General features: G+C 65.3%; 17 protein-coding genes. 6 read left to right on the forward strand and 11 right to left on the reverse strand.

Going from position 1 to position 17082, the window contains the following annotated elements; all coding sequences use genetic code 11:
• Window positions 1–33 precede the first annotated feature (33 nt).
• From DBR47_RS20810 to DBR47_RS20825, 4 genes are read left to right on the forward strand one after another with little or no spacing between them, the layout of a single operon-like run.
• Window positions 34–762 (forward strand): PilN domain-containing protein, encoded by a 729-nt coding sequence (locus tag DBR47_RS20810; protein WP_124453706.1) that lies wholly within the window; start codon window positions 34–36, stop codon window positions 760–762.
• Window positions 759–1520 (forward strand): hypothetical protein, encoded by a 762-nt coding sequence (locus DBR47_RS20815; protein WP_124453708.1) that lies wholly within the window; start codon window positions 759–761, stop codon window positions 1518–1520. Before DBR47_RS20810 ends, DBR47_RS20815 begins: the two co-directional genes overlap by 4 nt.
• Window positions 1520–2011 (forward strand): hypothetical protein, encoded by a 492-nt coding sequence (locus DBR47_RS20820; RefSeq protein WP_124453709.1) that lies wholly within the window; start codon window positions 1520–1522, stop codon window positions 2009–2011. The genes DBR47_RS20815 and DBR47_RS20820 overlap by 1 nt, the downstream gene beginning before the upstream one ends.
• Before the next feature lie 35 nt (window positions 2012–2046).
• On the forward strand, window positions 2047–3924 hold the full coding sequence (locus DBR47_RS20825) for a secretin N-terminal domain-containing protein (RefSeq protein WP_197047205.1): 1878 nt from the start codon (window positions 2047–2049) through the stop codon (window positions 3922–3924).
• A gap of 4 nt (window positions 3925–3928) precedes the next feature.
• Here DBR47_RS20825 and DBR47_RS20830 read toward each other — a convergent pair whose 3' ends face one another.
• Genes DBR47_RS20830 through DBR47_RS20860 form a run of 7 tightly spaced genes read right to left on the reverse strand, consistent with a single transcriptional unit; the run spans window position 3929 to window position 10051 of the window.
• Window positions 3929–4771 carry a substrate-binding domain-containing protein gene (locus DBR47_RS20830; protein ID WP_231512425.1) on the reverse strand — a complete coding sequence of 281 codons (843 nt, stop codon included), beginning with the start codon at window positions 4769–4771 and terminating at the stop codon, window positions 3929–3931.
• Window positions 4768–5481, reverse strand: a complete 714-nt coding sequence (locus tag DBR47_RS20835) for an ATP-binding cassette domain-containing protein (RefSeq protein ID WP_231512426.1) — start codon at window positions 5479–5481, stop codon at window positions 4768–4770. Before DBR47_RS20835 ends, DBR47_RS20830 begins: the two co-directional genes overlap by 4 nt.
• Entirely contained in the window at window positions 5478–6191 is a 714-nt protein-coding gene (locus tag DBR47_RS20840; protein WP_124453714.1) for an ABC transporter permease, read from the reverse strand. Before DBR47_RS20840 ends, DBR47_RS20835 begins: the two co-directional genes overlap by 4 nt.
• A 6-nt stretch (window positions 6192–6197) precedes the next feature.
• A complete protein-coding gene (locus DBR47_RS20845; RefSeq protein WP_124453716.1) occupies window positions 6198–7085 on the reverse strand; it encodes a DMT family transporter in 888 nt (295 codons plus the stop codon).
• 45 nt (window positions 7086–7130) lie between these two features.
• Window positions 7131–8078 (reverse strand): AlkA N-terminal domain-containing protein, encoded by a 948-nt coding sequence (locus DBR47_RS20850; RefSeq protein ID WP_124453718.1) that lies wholly within the window; start codon window positions 8076–8078, stop codon window positions 7131–7133.
• A complete protein-coding gene (locus DBR47_RS20855; RefSeq protein WP_124453720.1) occupies window positions 8079–8861 on the reverse strand; it encodes a LytTR family DNA-binding domain-containing protein in 783 nt (260 codons plus the stop codon).
• Entirely contained in the window at window positions 8858–10051 is a 1194-nt protein-coding gene (locus DBR47_RS20860; protein WP_197047206.1) for a sensor histidine kinase, read from the reverse strand. Before DBR47_RS20860 ends, DBR47_RS20855 begins: the two co-directional genes overlap by 4 nt.
• A gap of 196 nt (window positions 10052–10247) precedes the next feature.
• Here DBR47_RS20860 and DBR47_RS20865 point away from each other — a divergent pair, with 196 nt between their 5' ends.
• Window positions 10248–11636 carry a phosphomannomutase/phosphoglucomutase gene (locus DBR47_RS20865; RefSeq protein ID WP_124453724.1) on the forward strand — a complete coding sequence of 463 codons (1389 nt, stop codon included), beginning with the start codon at window positions 10248–10250 and terminating at the stop codon, window positions 11634–11636.
• Window positions 11633–12955 carry a 3-deoxy-D-manno-octulosonic acid transferase gene (locus DBR47_RS20870; protein WP_231512427.1) on the forward strand — a complete coding sequence of 441 codons (1323 nt, stop codon included), beginning with the start codon at window positions 11633–11635 and terminating at the stop codon, window positions 12953–12955. The genes DBR47_RS20865 and DBR47_RS20870 overlap by 4 nt, the downstream gene beginning before the upstream one ends.
• A gap of 96 nt (window positions 12956–13051) precedes the next feature.
• Here DBR47_RS20870 and DBR47_RS20875 read toward each other — a convergent pair whose 3' ends face one another.
• The 4 genes from DBR47_RS20875 to DBR47_RS20890 form a co-directional block, all read right to left on the reverse strand.
• The gene (locus tag DBR47_RS20875) at window positions 13052–14194 is read right to left on the reverse strand and encodes a branched-chain amino acid ABC transporter substrate-binding protein (protein ID WP_124453726.1); all 1143 of its coding nucleotides are present in this window, start codon (window positions 14192–14194) and stop codon (window positions 13052–13054) included.
• A 337-nt stretch (window positions 14195–14531) separates the two neighbouring features.
• Window positions 14532–15110 (reverse strand): hypothetical protein, encoded by a 579-nt coding sequence (locus tag DBR47_RS20880; RefSeq protein ID WP_124453728.1) that lies wholly within the window; start codon window positions 15108–15110, stop codon window positions 14532–14534.
• Window positions 15107–15553 (reverse strand): DNA polymerase III subunit chi, encoded by a 447-nt coding sequence (locus tag DBR47_RS20885; RefSeq protein ID WP_124453730.1) that lies wholly within the window; start codon window positions 15551–15553, stop codon window positions 15107–15109. Before DBR47_RS20885 ends, DBR47_RS20880 begins: the two co-directional genes overlap by 4 nt.
• A 40-nt stretch (window positions 15554–15593) precedes the next feature.
• Window positions 15594–17072 (reverse strand): leucyl aminopeptidase, encoded by a 1479-nt coding sequence (locus DBR47_RS20890; protein WP_124453732.1) that lies wholly within the window; start codon window positions 17070–17072, stop codon window positions 15594–15596.
• Window positions 17073–17082 lie beyond the last annotated feature (10 nt).

Below are 17082 nucleotides of genomic sequence, written 5' to 3' on the forward strand. Positions count from 1 at the left end.
CCCGAGCCAGGACAGAACAAGAACACCGCAACCATGGTTCAGCAAGTCAATCTCCTCACCCCCATCCTGCTGACGCCCAAGCGTCTGCTCTCGGCCACGACGATTCTGCAGGCCTTTGGCCTGCTGCTGGCTGCCACCCTGGCCCTGGGCCTGTGGCTGAGCCTGCAGGCTCAGGCCTCGCGCCAAGCCTTCAAGCAAAGCCAGGATCGCGGCGCGGCCGAGATGCAAAGCCTCAGCCAGGCCCTGGCCGCCCTGCCCCCGCCGGTGGATCCCAAGCTGCTGGCTCAGCGATTGAGCGAGCTGGAGCAAGAGAACCAGGCTCAGGCACGGGTGCTCAGCTTGATCAAGGGTGGCCTGGCCGCCGAGGGCTGGCGTCATTCCGATCTGCTCAAAAACCTGGCGCAAACCGTGCCCCCCACGGTTTGGCTGGCTTCGCTGCGCTGGCAAAGCGGCCATCTGGAACTGCAGGGCGCCACCCTGGACCCGGTGGCCCTGCGCACCTGGCTGGAACGCCTGGCCAGCAAACCCATGCTGGCCGGCCTGGAGCTGGGCGCGGTCAAGGTCGAGAAATGGTCGGCCGAGGGTCCGCCCGTTGCGGATAACAACGAGGGCTCACCCGGCGCCATGGCGCCGCCGCCCCTCGCCTTGCAGACCCCCAGCCTGCCCAAGCCCCGCGCCGGTCAGGCGGTTTGGTCCTTCCGGGTGGTCAGCGAACTTCCCATGAATCCTGCACCCCATGCGCTGGCAGGGAGTCAGCCATGAAAGCCTTACCCACCTCCGGCCTGCAGCAGCGTTGGCAGCTGTTTGCCAAACGGGTCGATGCGCTGAGCCTGCGCGAGCGGGTGTTTGCCTTTCTCTGCCTGGCCGCCTTGCTGATCGCGGCCTTTGACAGCTTGCTGATCAGCCCGCTCAAGCAAGAAGCCATGCAACAGGCCAAGGCTCTGCAAAGGCAGAACCAGGACCTCAAGACCTTGCGCGATCAGTTCAGCCTCAGCGCCGGCCAAGGGGCCGCGGCCGCTTCGGCGCCCGCTGCGAGCGACTCAGGCCCGGCCCTGAAGCAGCGCCTGATCCTGGCCGAGCAAGAACGCGCCCAGCTGCGCCAAGCCATCGCGGCCGGTGCCCAGGGCATGGATCAAAACCAGCTGGGCTTGCCCGAGCTGCTGGCCACCTTGCTCAAGCAGCATCCCGGCCTCAGCCTGGTCAAGCTCAGCACGCTCAAGAGCGGCAGCCTGCCGCCGCTCTTCGACGCCGCTGCCCCGGCCGCGCCGGCCAAGCCCGCCCCTCCTGCCAACAGCCCCAACAGCGTGAACAACAGCCTCAATGCCGGCCTGCCCGGCGTGGAATGGCTGGGCCTGGAACTACAACTCTCGGGCGACTATCTGGACCAGCTGCGCTATCTAGGCCAGCTTGAAAAAGCCGTGCCCAAGCTGCACTGGGGTGAGATGCGCCTGTGGTCTCAGGGCGATGGCAAGCCGGTGCTGCTGCAGCTGCAAGTCTTTTTGCCCAAGGTGAAGCCATGATGCCCAAGCTCCTCCGCCATGTCCTGGGCCTGCTTTGCGTCAGCTTGGGCCTGCTGCTCAATGCGCAGGCGCAAAGCCCGGCCGCGGGCAAAGACGCCGGCAAGGACGGCGCCGTCGAGACCTTGCGCGACCCCAGCAGCTGGCCTGCCGCCCTGCGCGGCCCGGCCGGTGGCACGGGCGAAGGCGACAGCAGCGGCGAGTCCGCGGGGCGCCAGATCAAGCAGATCGTGGTGCGCCAAGGCAAGCCGTTTGTGGTATCCGGTGGCCGCGAATGGGGCGTCGGAGCCAAGCTGGGCTCGGCCACCATCGTGCGCATCGAAGAACAAGCCGTCTGGCTGCGTGATGCCAGCGGCACCCGCCGCGAAGCCATCTACCCCGGCATCGAGAAGAAGGCGGCCAGCGAGGCGAAGCACAACCAGCCGCGCGCCACCTCCGCCAAGGCCAAGAAATCCAAAGCCGAACCCAGCGCCCCACTCCAGGAGACACCATGAAGCCAAGGCGCCACCCCCAAGCAGTCAATCCGCCCATGACGACCTCTTTCATGTTCTCCTGCCCCAAGCCACGCTGGGCCCGCCCGGCCGCCTCGCAGCTGATGCTGCTGGCCCTGGCCGGCCTCCTGAGCGCCTGCGCCGACAAGCCCCTGCAGCTGGCCCAACCGCGCCAGGAACTGCGCCAGGAGCTGGAAGCTGCACAACAAGCCCAGGCCCAGCAAAAAGCGACCGAGGCCGCGCGCGCCCAGGCCGCAGCCGCCCCAGCGCCGGCGCCAATCCAGCCCCAGCATGAAGCGCCACCGCCCGAGCCGCGCTTTGACCTGATCGTCAACGGCGCGCCGGTGCGCGATGTGTTTTTGTCCCTGGTCACCGACACCCGCTACAGCATGATGGTGCACCCGGCCGTCAGCGGCAGCCTCTCGGTCACCCTCAAGAGCGTGACCTTGCGCGAGGCGCTGGAGTCCCTGCGCGATGTCTACGGCTTTGACTTCAAGATCGATGGCCGCCGCATCACCGTCTTCCCGCCCACCATGCAAACGCGGGTGTTCACGGTGAACTATTTGCAGCAAACCCGGGTCGGCCGCAGCGAGCTGCGGGTCAGCTCGGGCGCCGGCCCCAGCAGCACCTCGGGCGGGACTGCGGGCAATGGCAGCGGCAGCAATAACGCCAACACCACGGGTGCCGGCGGCACGCCGCAGCAGCAGGACGGCACGCAGGTTTCCACCAGCACCCGCAATGATTTTTGGTCCGACACCACGGCCGCGCTGCGCGCCTTGATCGGCACCGAAGGCGGCCGGGCCGTCATCGCCAGCCCGCAAGCCGGCACCGTGGCCGTGCGTGCCATGCCGGAGGAAATGCGCCATGTGGAGGCGTTCCTGAAGTCCACCAAGCTCTCGGTCGAGCGCCAGGTGATGCTGGAGGCCAAGATCGTCGAGGTGGAATTGCGCGAGGGCTTCCAGAGCGGCATCGACTGGTCGGTGTTGGGCAAAAACGGTGCCATCGGCCAGACCGGCGTCAACCCCTCCACCCCGACCGGCGTCGGCACCATCCTGAATCCCCTAGTCAGCAATAGCAACGGCCTGCCGGTGCTTTCCACCGCGGCGCAAAACCCGGCTTGGGCCGATCTGATCCCGGTCGCCTCACCCGGCGGCGCCGCCTTTGGCCTGGCGCTGACGCGTGGCGGCTTCCAAGGGCTGATCAGCTTTTTGGAAAGCCATGGCGACGCGCAAATCCTCTCCAGCCCGCGCGTGGCCACGCTGAACAATCAAAAAGCCGTGCTCAAGGTGGGCTCGGATGACTACTTCGTCACCGGCATCACCAGTGGCAACAACACCAGCAGCACCAGCACGACGACCAATACCACCAATAACGTCATCCCGACGCTGACACTCACGCCCTTCTTCTCCGGCATCGCCCTGGACGTCACACCCCAGATCGATGAAGAGAACATGATCACCCTGCACATCCACCCGGCCGTCACCGCCGTGACCGAAAAGGTCAAGCAGATCGATCTGGGCACCCTGGGCAACTTCCGCCTGCCCCTGGCCTCCAACAGCATGAACGAGACCGACACGGTGGTGCGCATCCCGGACGGCGCCATCGTCGCCATCGGCGGCCTGATGCAGATGGAATCGAACCGCCGCGGTTCCGGTCTGCCGGGTTCGGACAGCAATGCGCTCACCGCCACCTTGTTCGGCAACCGCGCCAATTCAGGCCGCAAGCGCGAGCTGATCGTGCTGATCAAGCCCAGCATCATCCGCAGCGCCGAGGACTGGGAGCAGCACAACCGCAGCGCGGCTCAAGCCATGTCGGATATGGACGACAAGGCCCGCCGCGTCATCACGGTGAATGGCGGCAGCACAGCGCCAGCGCCTGCACCAGCTGCAGCGGCCGCCAGCGCGAACAAGCCCTGAATCTTTAGCGCGCCACCAGCGGGAAGAACAGCGCCTCGCCGCCGATTTTGTAGTCGGCGATGGCGCGCTGGCCGCCTGGCGAGACCAGCCAGTCGGCGAAGGCCTGCGCCTCCTTCAGCTTCACATGGGGGTGCTTGGCCGGGTTCACCACGATCACCGCATAGGGGTTGTAAAGCCGGCTGTCGCCCTGCACCAGCAAGGCCAGCTCGCCCCGGTTCTTGAAGGCGGCCCAGGTGCCGCGATCGGCCAGCACATACGCATTCAGGGCCGAGGCCATATTCAGGGCCGGGCCCATGCCGCAGCCGCATTCGCGGTAGCCGGCGGGCTTTTGCGAGGGCACATCCACCCCGGCCGCCTGCCAAAGGCGCAGCTCGGCCGCATGGGTGCCGCTCTTGTCGCCGCGCGAGATGAAGCCAGCAGCGCCAGCAGGTGCGCCCCCCAAGAGTTTCATCGCGCGCTGGGCATCGCTACCGCGCAACTTCAGCGGATCACTGGCCGGCCCGACCAAGACGAAATCATTGAACATCACCGGCATGCGGCGCAGACCAAAGCCCTCGGCCACAAACTTCTCTTCGGCCGGAATGTCATGCACCAAGACCACATCGGCATCGCCGCGCCTGGCCAGATCCAAGGCCTGGCCGGTGCCCAGGGCCACCACCTTGACGGCAATGCCGCTCTCCTGAGTGAAGCGCGGCAGCAGATGGGCGAACAGGCCCGATTGCTCGGTCGAGGTGGTTGAGGCCAGCACCAAGGCCTCGGCGGCCGAGGCTGAGATGCCTGAACCCGCCAGGCACAGCAGCAGGGCCAGACGGCGAGCCATCGCGGCCGCAGACAGACGATTTTTCATAGCAATTCACCTTTCAAAAACTGATCCACCGCACGCCCCTGGGGCTGCTGAAAGAAGGCCTGCACCGGCGCATCGGCCAGCACCTGGCCGGCCTCCAGATACAGCACCCGGCTGGCCAAGCGCTTGGCCTGGCCCAGATTGTGGGTGCTCATCACCCAGCTCATGCCCTCTTCGGCAAAGCTGGCGATCAGACGCTCCACCTCGCGGCGCGCCCCCGGGTCCAGATGGGCCGTGGGCTCGTCCATGAACAGCAATTCCGGCTTCAGGGCCCAGGCGCGGGCCAGCGCCAGCCGCTGCTTCTGCCCGCCGGACAAAGAGGTCGCCAGCTGGGTGGCTTGGTCCAACAGGCCGACCCGGCGCAGAGCGGCCTCCAGCAGCGCCTCATGTTGCGGCCAGGGTAGCCGCGCCAAGACCAGGGCCAGACGCAGATTGCTGCGCACCGACAGGCTCAAAAAAAAGGGCTGCTGAAACACCATGGCCTGGCGCGGTGGGCGGCCCAGCTCGGGCAACTGGTGCAAAACGCGACCAGGGGTCGGCAGCAGACCATGCAGCAGGCGCAGCAAGCTGGTCTTGCCCGCACCGTTGCTGCCCAACAGGGCCAGGCGCTCACCCCTCCGCAGCTCCAAGTCCAAAGGCGCCAGCACTTGACGACCGCCCAGGCTCAGGCTGCTGCCGCGCAGCTGTAGAAGCAGGGAAGTCGGCGCGCTCACAGGGCCAGCTCCGGCGCCGCTTTGCGCTGCAAGACAAAAGCCTGCTGCAGCCAGGCGCTCAAGCCGTTCAGCAAACCCACCACCAGCAAAAGCAGCAGGCCCAGGGCCATCGCGCGGGGCAGATCGCCTTTGCTGGTCTCCAGAGCGATGGTGGTCGTCATCACCCGGGTAAAGCCTTCAATATTGCCGCCCACCACCATCACCGCGCCCACCTCCGCAATCGCACGGCCAAAGGCGCTGAGCAGAATCACCAGCAAGGCGCGGCGTAGATGCAACAGCATCAACAAGGCCGCGAGCCAGGGGCTGGCACCCAGCGAGCGCAGCTGCTCACCGCCCTCCTCCAGGCCCTCCACCAAACGGGCGCGCGCCAGGGCCGCCACCACCGGCAGTACCAGAATCGTCTGCGCCACGATCATGGCCCAGGGCGTGAACAGCAAACCCCAGCTGCCCAGCGGCCCCGAGCGCGAGAGCAGCAAATAAACCCCCAGACCCACCAGCACCGAAGGCAGGGCCAAGGCAGTATTGAGCAGCAAGACCCAGCCGCGGCGCCGCCCCGGCGCCAGCGCCAGCCAGGCCGCCAGGGGCAAGCCAAGCAAGCTGGCCAGCAAGGCCGCCGTGCCGCTAACGGTCAGGCTCAGGCCCAAGACCTGCAGCAGGCCCGCATCGGCAGCCCAGAGCAGGGCCAGGGCTTGGTCAAATGCGGCCCACATCGGGGGTCAGGTCTTGCTGGCCACGCGCTGTGGCATTTTGATCAAACCCAGGGCCAGGGCCGTACCCAGGAGCACGATGGCGCATCCCAAGGCCATCTGCAGAGTCAAGGCCTCGCTCAGGAACAAAAAGCCCCAGAGCACGGCGAACACCGGGATCAGAAAGGTCACGGCAATCGTGTTGGTCGGCCCGATACGGCTCATCAGGCGGAAGAAGAGCAGATAGGCCAGGGCCGAGCAAAGCAGGCCCAACAGGATCACCCCGCCCCAGGCCTGGGCGCTGGGCATGACGGTGGGCCAGAACAGGGCTGCCGGCAGCGCCAGCATCAGGGCGGCGAAGACCTGGCTGCCGGTGGCCACGGTCAGGGGATGGATGTGCACCGTGTACTTCTTGCTGAAATTGGCCGCCAAGCCATAGCAAAAAGTGGCCGCCACACAGGCCAGCAAGGCCCAACCGCTGCCGCCGGGTTTGAAGCTGGCCTTGTCCCAGGCCAGAAAGATCACGCCCGCAAAGCCCAGCAGCAGGCCAAAGCTGCGCAGCGGCGTCAGGCGCTGGTTCAGCCAAATCCAGGCGATGGCCGCGCCCCACAAAGGCGTGGTGGCGTTCAGAATGCTGGACAGACCGGCCGTGATGGACAGGGCCGCATAGCTGAACAAGGCAAAGGGAATGGCGCTATTGAGCAGGCCAATCACCATCAGCGGCCGCCAGGCCTTGCGCAACTCGCCCAGGCCTTGGCGCATGGCCAGCAGGGGCAGCAAGGCCAGGCTGGCCACCGTGACCCGCATGGCCGCCATGGCCATGGGCCCGAACTCATGGGCGCCCAGACGCATGAACAAAAAAGAGGCACCCCAGATGGCGGCCAGGCTGACGAGTTCAAGCAGATCGATGGGTTTCATGAAAACACGCGCGTGGGAATGGAGCCGAGCATACTGCCCGGCAGCTCATGGCCTTGGCGACCCGCTTCTTGCCCTGGCTTGGGCCAAGCTCGCCGCCCGCCACAAGCTCAGCACCGCATAGCTGCGAAAAGGCTTGAAGGCCTCGGCCGCCTCCCTGTAGGCCTTGGGGCTCAGGGGTTTGTCCAGGCCCAGGCTCAGCTGCTTGAGCAAGACCACATCGCTGGGCGGGAAGGCGTCTGGCCAAGACCAGCCCCGCATCAGCATGTAGTGGGCCGTCCAAGGGCCTATGCCCGGAATCGCGCACAACTCGGCCATGGCCGCGTCGATCAGGGCGGCCTCGTCGGTCACGCTTTGCCTGGCATAGAGCAGGCGCGGCCAAGCGCGTGCCAGGGCCAAAAGGCAATCGGCCCTTCGGCGGATGATGCCCAGCTCGGCAATCTGCGCGGGCTCCAGCGCCGCGATGCGCTCCGGGCTCGGGAAGAGCCGCAGGGGCGGCTCAAACCCCAGGGGCGGTTCGCAGCCCAAGGCTTCGCCAAAGGCGCGGACGAAGCGCCCAGCCAGCGTGCGCGCCGCCGCCACCGTGATCTGCTGACCCAGCACCGCTCGCACGGCCAGCTCAAAGCGGTCCAGGCAGCCAGGCAGGCGCAGGCCCGGCACAGTTGCCGCCAAAGGGCCCAGGGCTTGGCTGATGAGCCCCGGCTCAGCCTGCAAATCTAGCCAGCGGACGAGCCCGGCTTGCAGCTGCGCCAGCTCGGGCAAGAGGCTGTTGGAGCAAGTCAGCGCCACCCTGTCCTGCTGGGGCTCAAAACAAAGCTGCACCCAGCCATGGGCTTGCACCCCTCTCACGCTGCGGGTGATCTGCAAACGGCTTTGATCGACCCACTCGACCTCGGCAATCGCCCGGGCGGCGAGGAAGTCCAGCAAGGCCTCAATCTGATAGGGCGGCTGGTAACTCAGATGAAAGCGAGCCTGCACCGCTGCATGGGTGCCCACTCACATGGCCTTGAACAAATGCACATAGGCCCGGCTCACCGGCAACTCACGCGCATGATTCTTGAAACGCACAAACAGCCGGCTGGCTTCGTCGCGCCGGGTACCGGCCAGATGGTTCAGATTGATCAAGGTGGAGCGATGCACCTGCCAGAACTGCTGCGGGTCCAGCTGCTCGGCCAGCTCGATGATGGGCGTGCGGATCAGATGCTCGGCCGTGGCCGTCTGCACCACCGTGTATTTGTCGTCGGCCTGGAAGTACAAGACCTCCTCGACCGGGATCTGGTGCATCAGCTCCCCCTGGGCGGCGCGCACATAGCGCAGGGGCGCAACAGCTGGGCGGCCCGCGGGGGCCGATTGCAGCTGCCGCAGCACACCGGCCAGCTTGGCGTCCGGCGCCTCGCTGCCCGCCTGAAGAGGGCTGGCCATCGCCGCCTTGATGCGTTCCAGGCTGCGGGCCAAACGCTCCGCCTTGACGGGTTTGAGCAGATAGTCGAGCGCGGCCTGATCAAAGGCCTCGACCGCGTACTCGTCATAGGCGGTGACGAAGATCACGCGGGTCAATCCTTCAATGCCTTGCGCCACTTCCAGGCCTGACAGGCCCGGCATCTGAATGTCGAGAAAGGCCAAATCGGGTCGCAACTCGGCGATTCGCTCGGCCGCCTCGATGCCATTGCGCGCCAGGCTCAGGATGTTCAGCTCAGGCCAGAGTTGCAAGAGCTGTTGTTTCAGATGCAGGGCCAGATGGGGTTCGTCATCGGCGATCAGTGCAGTCGGGGCAGTCATTTCTTGGCTGAGTTGAGCGTTTGAGTGGTTTGCAAAATCAAGGGCAGGCGCAGCAAAGCGCGCGTACCCTCCGGCAAAGCTTGCAAGGATAAAGAGGCATTCTCCCCGTAGCGCGTCTGCAAGCGTGAACGGATATTGGCCAGGGCGATGCCATTGCCCGCCCTCCCCTTGCGGCCCAGGCCGCGCCCGCCGGACTTGGCGGCGTCCAGCCCCAAGCCATCGTCATCCACACAAATCTCCAGGTGCTCGCCCAGGGCATCATGCACCGCTCTGGCACTCAGCACAATTTCGCCGCCTTCCACCTTGGGCTCCAGCCCATGATGAATCGCGTTTTCGATCAAGGGCTGCAAGAGCAGGGGCGGCAGCACGGCGGCGCGCAGCTCGGGCGCCAACTCCAGGCGAAAGCGCAGGCGCTCCTCCATGCGGATCTGCAACAGGGTCAGATAACTCTGCGCCATGTCCAGCTCGGCGCCCAAGCTGGTATCGGTCTGGCGCATCTGGCTCATGCTGGCGCGCAGATAGTCGGTGAAGGCCTCCAGCATCTGCTTGGCTTTGGCGGCATCCAGATCGATCAGGCTCTGCACATTGGCCAAGGTGTTGAACAGAAAGTGCGGCTCGATCTGGGCTTGCAGCAGGCGGAGCTGGGCGTCGGTGGCTTGGAGTTGCAGGGTTTGGTTGTGGATGCGGAACTTCCAGAACACCCAGTTCACCGCGGTGATCACCAGGCTGATCAGCAAGAAGTTGCGCAAATGCTCAGAGTTGCTGACAAAGTCCCACAAGGCATTTGATTCGGTGACCCAACCCATCACCAGCAAGGCCACCGACATGCCCAGGGCCGAGCCAAACAGTGAGAGCAGCGGGAAGAAGACCCAGGCCCAGCCCCCCTGCCGACGCAGCGCCAAAGCTTGCAGCAGACGCTCGGAAGCCAGCAACTCCAGGCTGCGAAACAGCCCGTGAAAGGTCAGGGAAATACAGCTGGCCACGATCAGGCTGCCCACAAAGGTTCGGCTCAGCCAATGCCAATCGCCCAACTTGCTTTTCAGCAAGGCCGGCGCGACGGTAAACACCAGGGCAAAGCCCAGCGCAATCGCAAAGTCGATCAGCAGCCGCGCCCAGGCGGGCTCTGGCCTGTGCCGTCGAAGCACAAAGAAATGCTTGAGCGCGTAGCTCATGGTGTCTCGAAAGCTCATGTCAGCCAGTGTAGAGAGGCGAGGCCGCCCGCCCCAGAGCTGGCGCGACGAATCGACAAGCCCGGCGACGAATGGCAAGTCTGGCCCTTCGGAACTCAAATGAATCTCGCGCCCCGCCCGACTGCATACAATCCGGCCTCGTCGCGCGGGCGCTGGTTTTGCCCCAAAGAAATGCGCGACCCAAACAGGAGAATCCATGCAAGTTCAAGCCTCGGCCTTCAAGGCCTATGACATCCGCGGCGTCGTGGGCAGCGCTCTGACCGAGGAGTTGGCCGAACACCTGGGCCGCGCCTTCGGCACCGAAGCCCGCAAGCTGAAGGAAAAAGCTGTGGCCGTGGGCCGCGATGGCCGTTTGTCCGGCCCCGGCCTCGCGGCCGCGCTGATCCGTGGCCTGCAATCGACCGGCCTGGATGTCGTTGACCTAGGCGCCGTCACCACGCCCATGCTGTATTACGTGGCGGCCACCCGCGCCAAGCATGGCTGCAATAGCGGCATCATGGTCACCGGCAGCCACAACCCCAAGGACTACAACGGCTTCAAGATGGTGCTCAAGGGCGCGGCCGTGTTCGGTGAGCAGATCCAGGACCTGCGCCGCCGCATCGAGGCCGAGGACTACATCACCGGCGCTGGCCGCAGCGCGCCGATGGACATCGTGCCCGAGTACATCCACCGCATCGTCAAGGATTGCAAACTCAAGCGCCGCATGAAGATCGTGGTGGACAGCGGCAACGGCATCCCCGGTGCCACCGCGCCCGCCATCCTGCGCGCCCTGGGCTGCGACGTGATTGACATCTACTCCAAGGTGGACGGCGACTTCCCCAACCACCACCCCGATCCCTCGCGCCCCGAGAATCTGGAAGACCTGAAGCGCATCGTCCACGCCTGCGACGCCGAGCTGGGCCTGGCTTTTGACGGCGACGGCGACCGCCTGGGCGTGGTCACCAAGGACGGCCAGATGATCATGCCGGACCGTCAGATCATGCTGTTCGCCGCCGACATCCTCAAGCGCAAGCCGGGCGCGGAAATCATCTTCGACGTCAAGTGCACCCAGCGCCTGGCGCCCTGGATCGTCCAACACGGCGGCAAGCCCCTGATGTGGAAGACCGGTCACAGCTTTGCCAAGGCCAAGCTGCGCGAAACCGGCGCGCCCCTGGCCGGTGAGTTGTCGGGCCATATCTTCTTCAAGGAGCGTTGGTACGGCTTTGACGATGCCATGTACTCGGCCGCCCGCCTGCTGGAAATCCTCTCGCGCGAGAGCGACCCGAGCAGCACGCTGAACGCCCTGCCCACCAGCTTCAACACGCCCGAAATCAATGTACCTTGCGCCGAGGGCGAGCAGCATTCCGTGGTCGTCAAGCTGCTGGAGTCTGCCAAGTTCCCCGGCAGCAAAGAGGTGGTGACCATCGACGGCTTGCGGGTGGAGTACGAGGACGGCTTCGGCCTGATCCGCGCCTCTAACACCACGCCGGTGCTGGTCTTGCGCTTTGAGGGCCACACGCCCGAGGCCTTGGAACGCATCCAGCACGATGTGCTGGGCCAGCTGAAGTTGGTCAAGCCCGACGCCACCTTCGCGGCCGGCCATTGAGCCTGCAAGCACGCGCCAAGGAAAGCCTGGCCCAGCGCAGCAGCCGCTGGGCCTATAGCGGCCTGCTGAGCCTGCTCTCGCCCGCCTATCTGCTGCGCCTGTGGCGGCGCGGCAAGGCCGAGCCGCTGTACCGCCAGCACCTGGCCGAGCGCTTTGGCGTCTACGCCCAAGCTCCAGTCAGCCATGGCTGGATCTGGGTGCACGCGGTCTCGCTGGGCGAAACCCGGGCCGCGGCCGCCTTGATCGCGGCCTTGCGCGAGCAAGCGCCTGGCATGCGCCTGCTGCTCACCCACAGCACCGCCACCGGCCGCGAGGCGGGGGCCGCTCTGCTGCAGCCAGGGGATGCCCAGGTCTGGTTGCCCTACGACACGGCGGACGCGGTGCGGCGTTTCCTGGCCCATTGGCGGCCCCGTCTGGGCGTGCTGATGGAGACCGAGGTTTGGCCCAATCTGCAGCATCAATCGGCCAAGCAAGGCCTGCCCCTGGTCTTGGCCAATGCCCGCCTGTCCGAGCGCAGCCTGCGCCGCGGCCAGCGCTTTTCGGCCCTCTTGCGACCCGCCGCACAAAAACTCAGCCTGGCCCTGGCTCAGACCGAGGACGACGCCCGCCGCTTGCGAGCGGCAGGTGTGGCGAAGGTGCAGGTTGCCGGCAACCTCAAATTCGATATGGCGGTGGACCCGAGCTTGCTGGCTTTGGGCCGGCAGTGGCGTGGCCTGCTGCAGCGCCCGGTGCTGATGCTGGCCGTCAGCCGCGAGGGCGAGGAAGCCCAGCTGCTGCAAGCCTGGTCACAGCAAATAGCGGGGCAGGCCCACGCACCCTTGCTACTGATCGTGCCGCGCCACCCGCAGCGTTTCGATGAGATTGCTGGCCTGATCAAGGCCGCCGGTCTGAGTCTGGCCCGGCGCAGCCAATGGCAGGGCCAGCGGCCCGACACAAGCGCACTGCAAGTGCAGGTCTGGCTGGGCGACTCGATGCGGGAGATGGCGCTTTACTATGGGCTGGCCGATGTGGCCTTGCTGGGCGGCAGTTTCGCGCCCCTGGGCGGTCAGAATCTGATCGAGGCCGCCGCTTGCGCCTGCCCGGTGTTGATGGGGCCGCACACCTTCAACTTCGCCGAAGCGTCAGAGTTGGCCTTGCAAGCCGGCGCGGCCCAGCGGGTCGCCGATATGCAGCAAGGCCTGCAAGCAGGCTTGGCGCTTTGCCAAGCGCCCGAACGCCAGCAAGCCATGGCCCAGGCGGCGCAGGCTTTTGCCGCCCAGCACCGTGGGGCCGCGCAGCGCATGGCGCGCGAAATCCTGCGCCTGGCGCCGGTGAACTAAGAACTTAGCCGCAGCAAAGCCCAAAGAAAAAGGCCCGCAAGTGCGGGCCTTTTGCTGGGGGGCCAAGACCAGCTTGGCCTCAATTCATGTCGCCAATCAGCGCACCACGGCCAGTTCGGCGCGAGCACCACCGCGATAGGTGAACATGGTCAGCGCACCATTCTTGATATCGCCCTTGTTGTCAAAGGTGATGGTGCCGGTCACGCCCTTATAGCCCTCGGTCTTGGCCAGCACCGGCAGGTACTTGGCGGGTTCGGCCGAACCGGCCTTGACCATCGCAGCCACCATCACGTTCACGGCGTCATACACATAGGGTGCATAGATCTGCACGTCCAGCTTGTACTGTTCCTTGAACTTGGCCTTGAAGGATTCCATGCCCTTCTTGGATTCGCCTTCAACACCACCGGCCTCGGCGCAATAGACCTGGTCGTCGGCAATGGTGCCGGCCGCCAGCTTGGGCAGGTCGCCCGAGCAGATGCCGTCGCCGCCGACGAACTTGGCTTCAATGCCCAGCTGCTTCATCTGGCGCAGCATGGGGCCGGCCACAGCGTCCATGCCGCCGAAGAAGATCACGTCCGGCTTCTTGGATTTCAGGGAGGTCAGGATGGCGGAGAAGTCCGTGGCCTTGTCGTTGGTGAACTCGCGGCCAATGACCTTGCCACCGGCGCTCTTCACGCCTTTTTCGAACTCATCGGCCACGCCCTGGCCGTAGGCCGTGCGGTCATCGATGACGACGATGGCCTTGCCCTTCAGCGTGGTCGCTGCGTACTTGCCCAGGGTGCCGCCCAGATGGACGTCATCGGCCACGACGCGGAAGGCCGTCTTGTAGCCGTTGCGGGTGTACTTGGGGTTGGTGGCGGAGGGAGAGATTTGGGGGATGCCGGCGTCGAAGTAAATCTTCGATGCGGGAATCGTGGTGCCCGAATTCAGGTGACCGATGACGCCATTGACCTTGGCGTCGGCCAGCTTCTGAGCAGCGGCCGTGCCTTGCTTGGGATCGCCCGCGTCGTCTTCGGCCAGCAGTTCGAACTTGGCCTTCTTGCCACCGATCATCACGCCCTTGGCATTGAGCTCGGTGATCGCCATGCGGGCGCCCAGCTCATTGTCCTTGCCCAGGTGGGCAATGGCGCCGCTGGTGGGGCCGACGTGGCCGATCTTGACCACCAGGTCCTGCGCCATCGAAACACCGCTCAGCAGCAGGGCCACAGCACCAACAACAACGTTCAATTTGACTTGCATGAATTACCTCCGAAAAGGAAGAAGGAGAGCTTTAGAAGATCATCAGGCTGTTGAATTTTCAACTTGGCCACATTACCCCAAAACCCTCCCCCCCCGATATGGGGTAAGTCAGGAAAACCCAGTGGATGTCTCGCGCGTTGTCGCGCGCGGCCATCACTTACAGACCCCAATTGCATCAGACTTGGCGGCGGACACTTGCGCGCATAAAAGAGCCCGCAGTCCCCATGCGGGCCGGGCGGGTTGCCAAGCATCATGGGCCTTCTGCGGGCCTTACCGTCAATTCAAGCGCCACCGCGCGAGTTTGCGCGCTGGTGGTCTTGCACTCAGTCTTTTTCTCTCAATCCGGCTTGCCGACCTGCTCACGCAGGCGCCGCAGCACCGCGGCCTTGACGCTGCCATGCAACTGGGCACGCAAGGCCAATACGGCTTTTTCAAGCACCTGGTCGAGAACCTCGTCCAGCGCATCGTCCACGGCCTGATCAATCGCCTGCCCCAGGGCCAGCTCTTGGTCCGCCGGCAGCGCCGCCGCTTGCGTGGCCGGGCCGTCCTCGTCCTGTCCAGGCACCCGGGTGTCGGCCAGAAAATCATCGACCTCCAGCGCCTTCACATCCGCCGGCATGCGCAGGCTCAGATCCGGCAGATCCAGCGAAAGCTCGGGCAATTGCGCCAGGAACTGCGCCGCGATGGGCGAAGGCGCTTCGCCCAATACCAGAGCATCGGAGACAGGCAGGACGGGCAATTCGGGCGGATCGGCGAGATCAGACAAATCAAGCAAGTCCAAGCCCTCGGCCTCGACCTCGGCTTCGCGCGGCGGGATCACATGGGAAGATGCGGCAGGACGGGGCTCACGCCCCTCCAGCACCGCCTCGTCCACCACCTCGGTCAAGGTGGGCACCACCCGGTGCAAGGCGCTCATTGGCTCACCTTGTGATGCTGGACCCCATAGCCCAGGGCCTCGTACTGCTTGTAGCGCCGCCGCCCGGCTTGCATCTGCTCCGGGTCCTGCGACACCACCTCCAGCACGCGCTGGAACTGCTCAAAGCCCGTGGGCATTTCGGGGCCCAGGTTCAAGAGCAATTCACGGTGCGGCAGGCTTTGGGCTTGCTCGGCCAAGAGAATCGGCGTAGCCGCCAATTGCTTGGCTTTGTGCTCGGGCGAGCCATCGGCCAAGCCATCGACCCGCAGATGCGGCACGAACTCGGCCGCCTCGAAGTCCCAGAGCTTGGCGTCCAGGCGTCGCAAGAGCGAGTCAGGGCCGCACACCCCCACACGAGAACCGGAACGCTGCGCCTTGCGCAGCAGCCGGCAGAGGTACATCAGGCGTTCAGGCACGCCTGTGTAGAAGGTCACTTGAGTCATGCGAGGGAGCGTTCTGCCTTGGCCTTTATCGCTAGGGGCATCAACGCGCTTGCTGCGCCTGAGACAGCACGAAGTGGGTCAGCAGACCCACCGGACGGCCGGTGCCGCCCTTGGCTGCGCCACCCTTCCAGGCCGTGCCGGCGATGTCCAGATGCGCCCAGCGGTACTTGCTGGCAAAACGCTGCAGGAACTTGGCCGCGGTGATGGAGCCGCCTTCGCGACCACCCACATTGGCGACGTCCGCGAAGTTGCTCTTCAGGCCTTCTTCGTATTCGTCGTCCAGGGGCAGGCGCCAGCAAGGATCCAGCGCGGTTTCGCCCGCGGCGGTCAGGGCAGCCGCCAATTCGTCATCGCTGGCATACATGCCGCTGCGAACGCCGCCCAGGGCGATCACGCAAGCACCGGTCAGCGTGGCCACATCGACCACCACCGCGGGCTTGAAGCGCTCAGCATAGGTCAAGGCATCACACAGAATCAGACGGCCTTCGGCGTCGGTATTCAGGATCTCGATGGTCTGGCCGGACATGGAAGTGACCACATCGCCGGGCTTGACCGCACGGCCATTGGGCATGTTTTCGCAAGCCGCGATGATGACAACCAGATTGAGCTTGGGCTTGAGTTCGGCCACGGCACGCAAGGTACCCAGCACGCTGGCGGCACCTCCCATATCGAACTTCATCTCATCCATAGCCGCGCCAGGCTTGAGCGAAATACCGCCCGAGTCAAAGGTGATGCCCTTGCCCACCAGCACCACGGGGGCTTGGGTCTTGGCCGCGCCCTCGTAGCGAGCGACGATGAAGCGCAGCGGCTCGTCCGAACCACGGGCCACGGACAGGAAGCTGCCCATGCCCAGCTTCTCGACGGCTTTTTGATCCAGCACTTCAACCTTGATGCCATGGCTCTTCACCAGGGCCTTGGTCTGCTCGGCCAAATACGTGGGCGTGGCGTAGTTGCCGGGGCGATTGGCGCACTCGCGCGCCAGCTCGATGCCAGCGCCGATGGCTTGGCCGCGGGCCAGGCCCTTCTTGACTTCGGCCGCATCGTCCTTGTCGACCAACAGGGTCAGCTTGGCCAGCTTGGCCGCAGCGGGTGCGCTGGGCTTGGTGTGGCGATAGACGTAGGCCGAATCTTCAGCGCCCAGCACGAACTGCTCGGCCAGGCTTTCCACGGTTTCTTCGGCACCTTCAAAGCCGGCGAAAGCCACGGCTGCATGGGCAGCACCGCGGCCCTTGAGCTGGCCCAGAGCGGCTTGCAGTGCGGCGCGAGCGGCCTTCAGCGTGCTCTTGCCCGCAGCGGCCAGCACCAGGCGAGGCGCCTTGACGCCGGCAGCGCGCTGCAGCACCAGGGTCTTGCCGGCCTTGAATTCAAAGTCGCCCAGCTTGATGGCGTCCTTGACCAAGGCGCTCAGGGTCGCATCCAAATTAGCGGGCAGCGCTTCGCCGCCCAACACCACGATCAAAGCGTCGGCGGTGACGCCAGCCAATGCGTCCAGTGACGCGGTCTGTGTACGAAAGTCCATAATGTCGCCG

Origin of the sequence: Paucibacter sp. KBW04, assembly GCF_003852425.1 — a bacterium.
Classification (GTDB): Bacteria; Pseudomonadota; Gammaproteobacteria; order Burkholderiales; family Burkholderiaceae_C; genus Paucibacter_A.

Coding starts and splice junctions, on each gene's coding strand:
- DBR47_RS20890 (WP_124453732.1), bottom strand. CDS start 17,072: ATGGACTTTCGTACACAGACCGCGTCACTGGACGCATTGGCTGGCGTC.
- DBR47_RS20860 (WP_197047206.1), bottom strand. CDS start 10,051: ATGAGCTTTCGAGACACCATGAGCTACGCGCTCAAGCATTTCTTTGTG.
- DBR47_RS20865 (WP_124453724.1), top strand. CDS start 10,248: ATGCAAGTTCAAGCCTCGGCCTTCAAGGCCTATGACATCCGCGGCGTC.
- DBR47_RS20810 (WP_124453706.1), top strand. CDS start 34: ATGGTTCAGCAAGTCAATCTCCTCACCCCCATCCTGCTGACGCCCAAG.
- DBR47_RS20815 (WP_124453708.1), top strand. CDS start 759: ATGAAAGCCTTACCCACCTCCGGCCTGCAGCAGCGTTGGCAGCTGTTT.
- DBR47_RS20885 (WP_124453730.1), bottom strand. CDS start 15,553: ATGACTCAAGTGACCTTCTACACAGGCGTGCCTGAACGCCTGATGTAC.
- DBR47_RS20840 (WP_124453714.1), bottom strand. CDS start 6,191: ATGTGGGCCGCATTTGACCAAGCCCTGGCCCTGCTCTGGGCTGCCGAT.
- DBR47_RS20875 (WP_124453726.1), bottom strand. CDS start 14,194: ATGCAAGTCAAATTGAACGTTGTTGTTGGTGCTGTGGCCCTGCTGCTG.
- DBR47_RS20830 (WP_231512425.1), bottom strand. CDS start 4,771: ATGAAAAATCGTCTGTCTGCGGCCGCGATGGCTCGCCGTCTGGCCCTG.
- DBR47_RS20855 (WP_124453720.1), bottom strand. CDS start 8,861: ATGACTGCCCCGACTGCACTGATCGCCGATGACGAACCCCATCTGGCC.
- DBR47_RS20825 (WP_197047205.1), top strand. CDS start 2,047: ATGACGACCTCTTTCATGTTCTCCTGCCCCAAGCCACGCTGGGCCCGC.
- DBR47_RS20820 (WP_124453709.1), top strand. CDS start 1,520: ATGCCCAAGCTCCTCCGCCATGTCCTGGGCCTGCTTTGCGTCAGCTTG.
- DBR47_RS20845 (WP_124453716.1), bottom strand. CDS start 7,085: ATGAAACCCATCGATCTGCTTGAACTCGTCAGCCTGGCCGCCATCTGG.
- DBR47_RS20880 (WP_124453728.1), bottom strand. CDS start 15,110: ATGAGCGCCTTGCACCGGGTGGTGCCCACCTTGACCGAGGTGGTGGAC.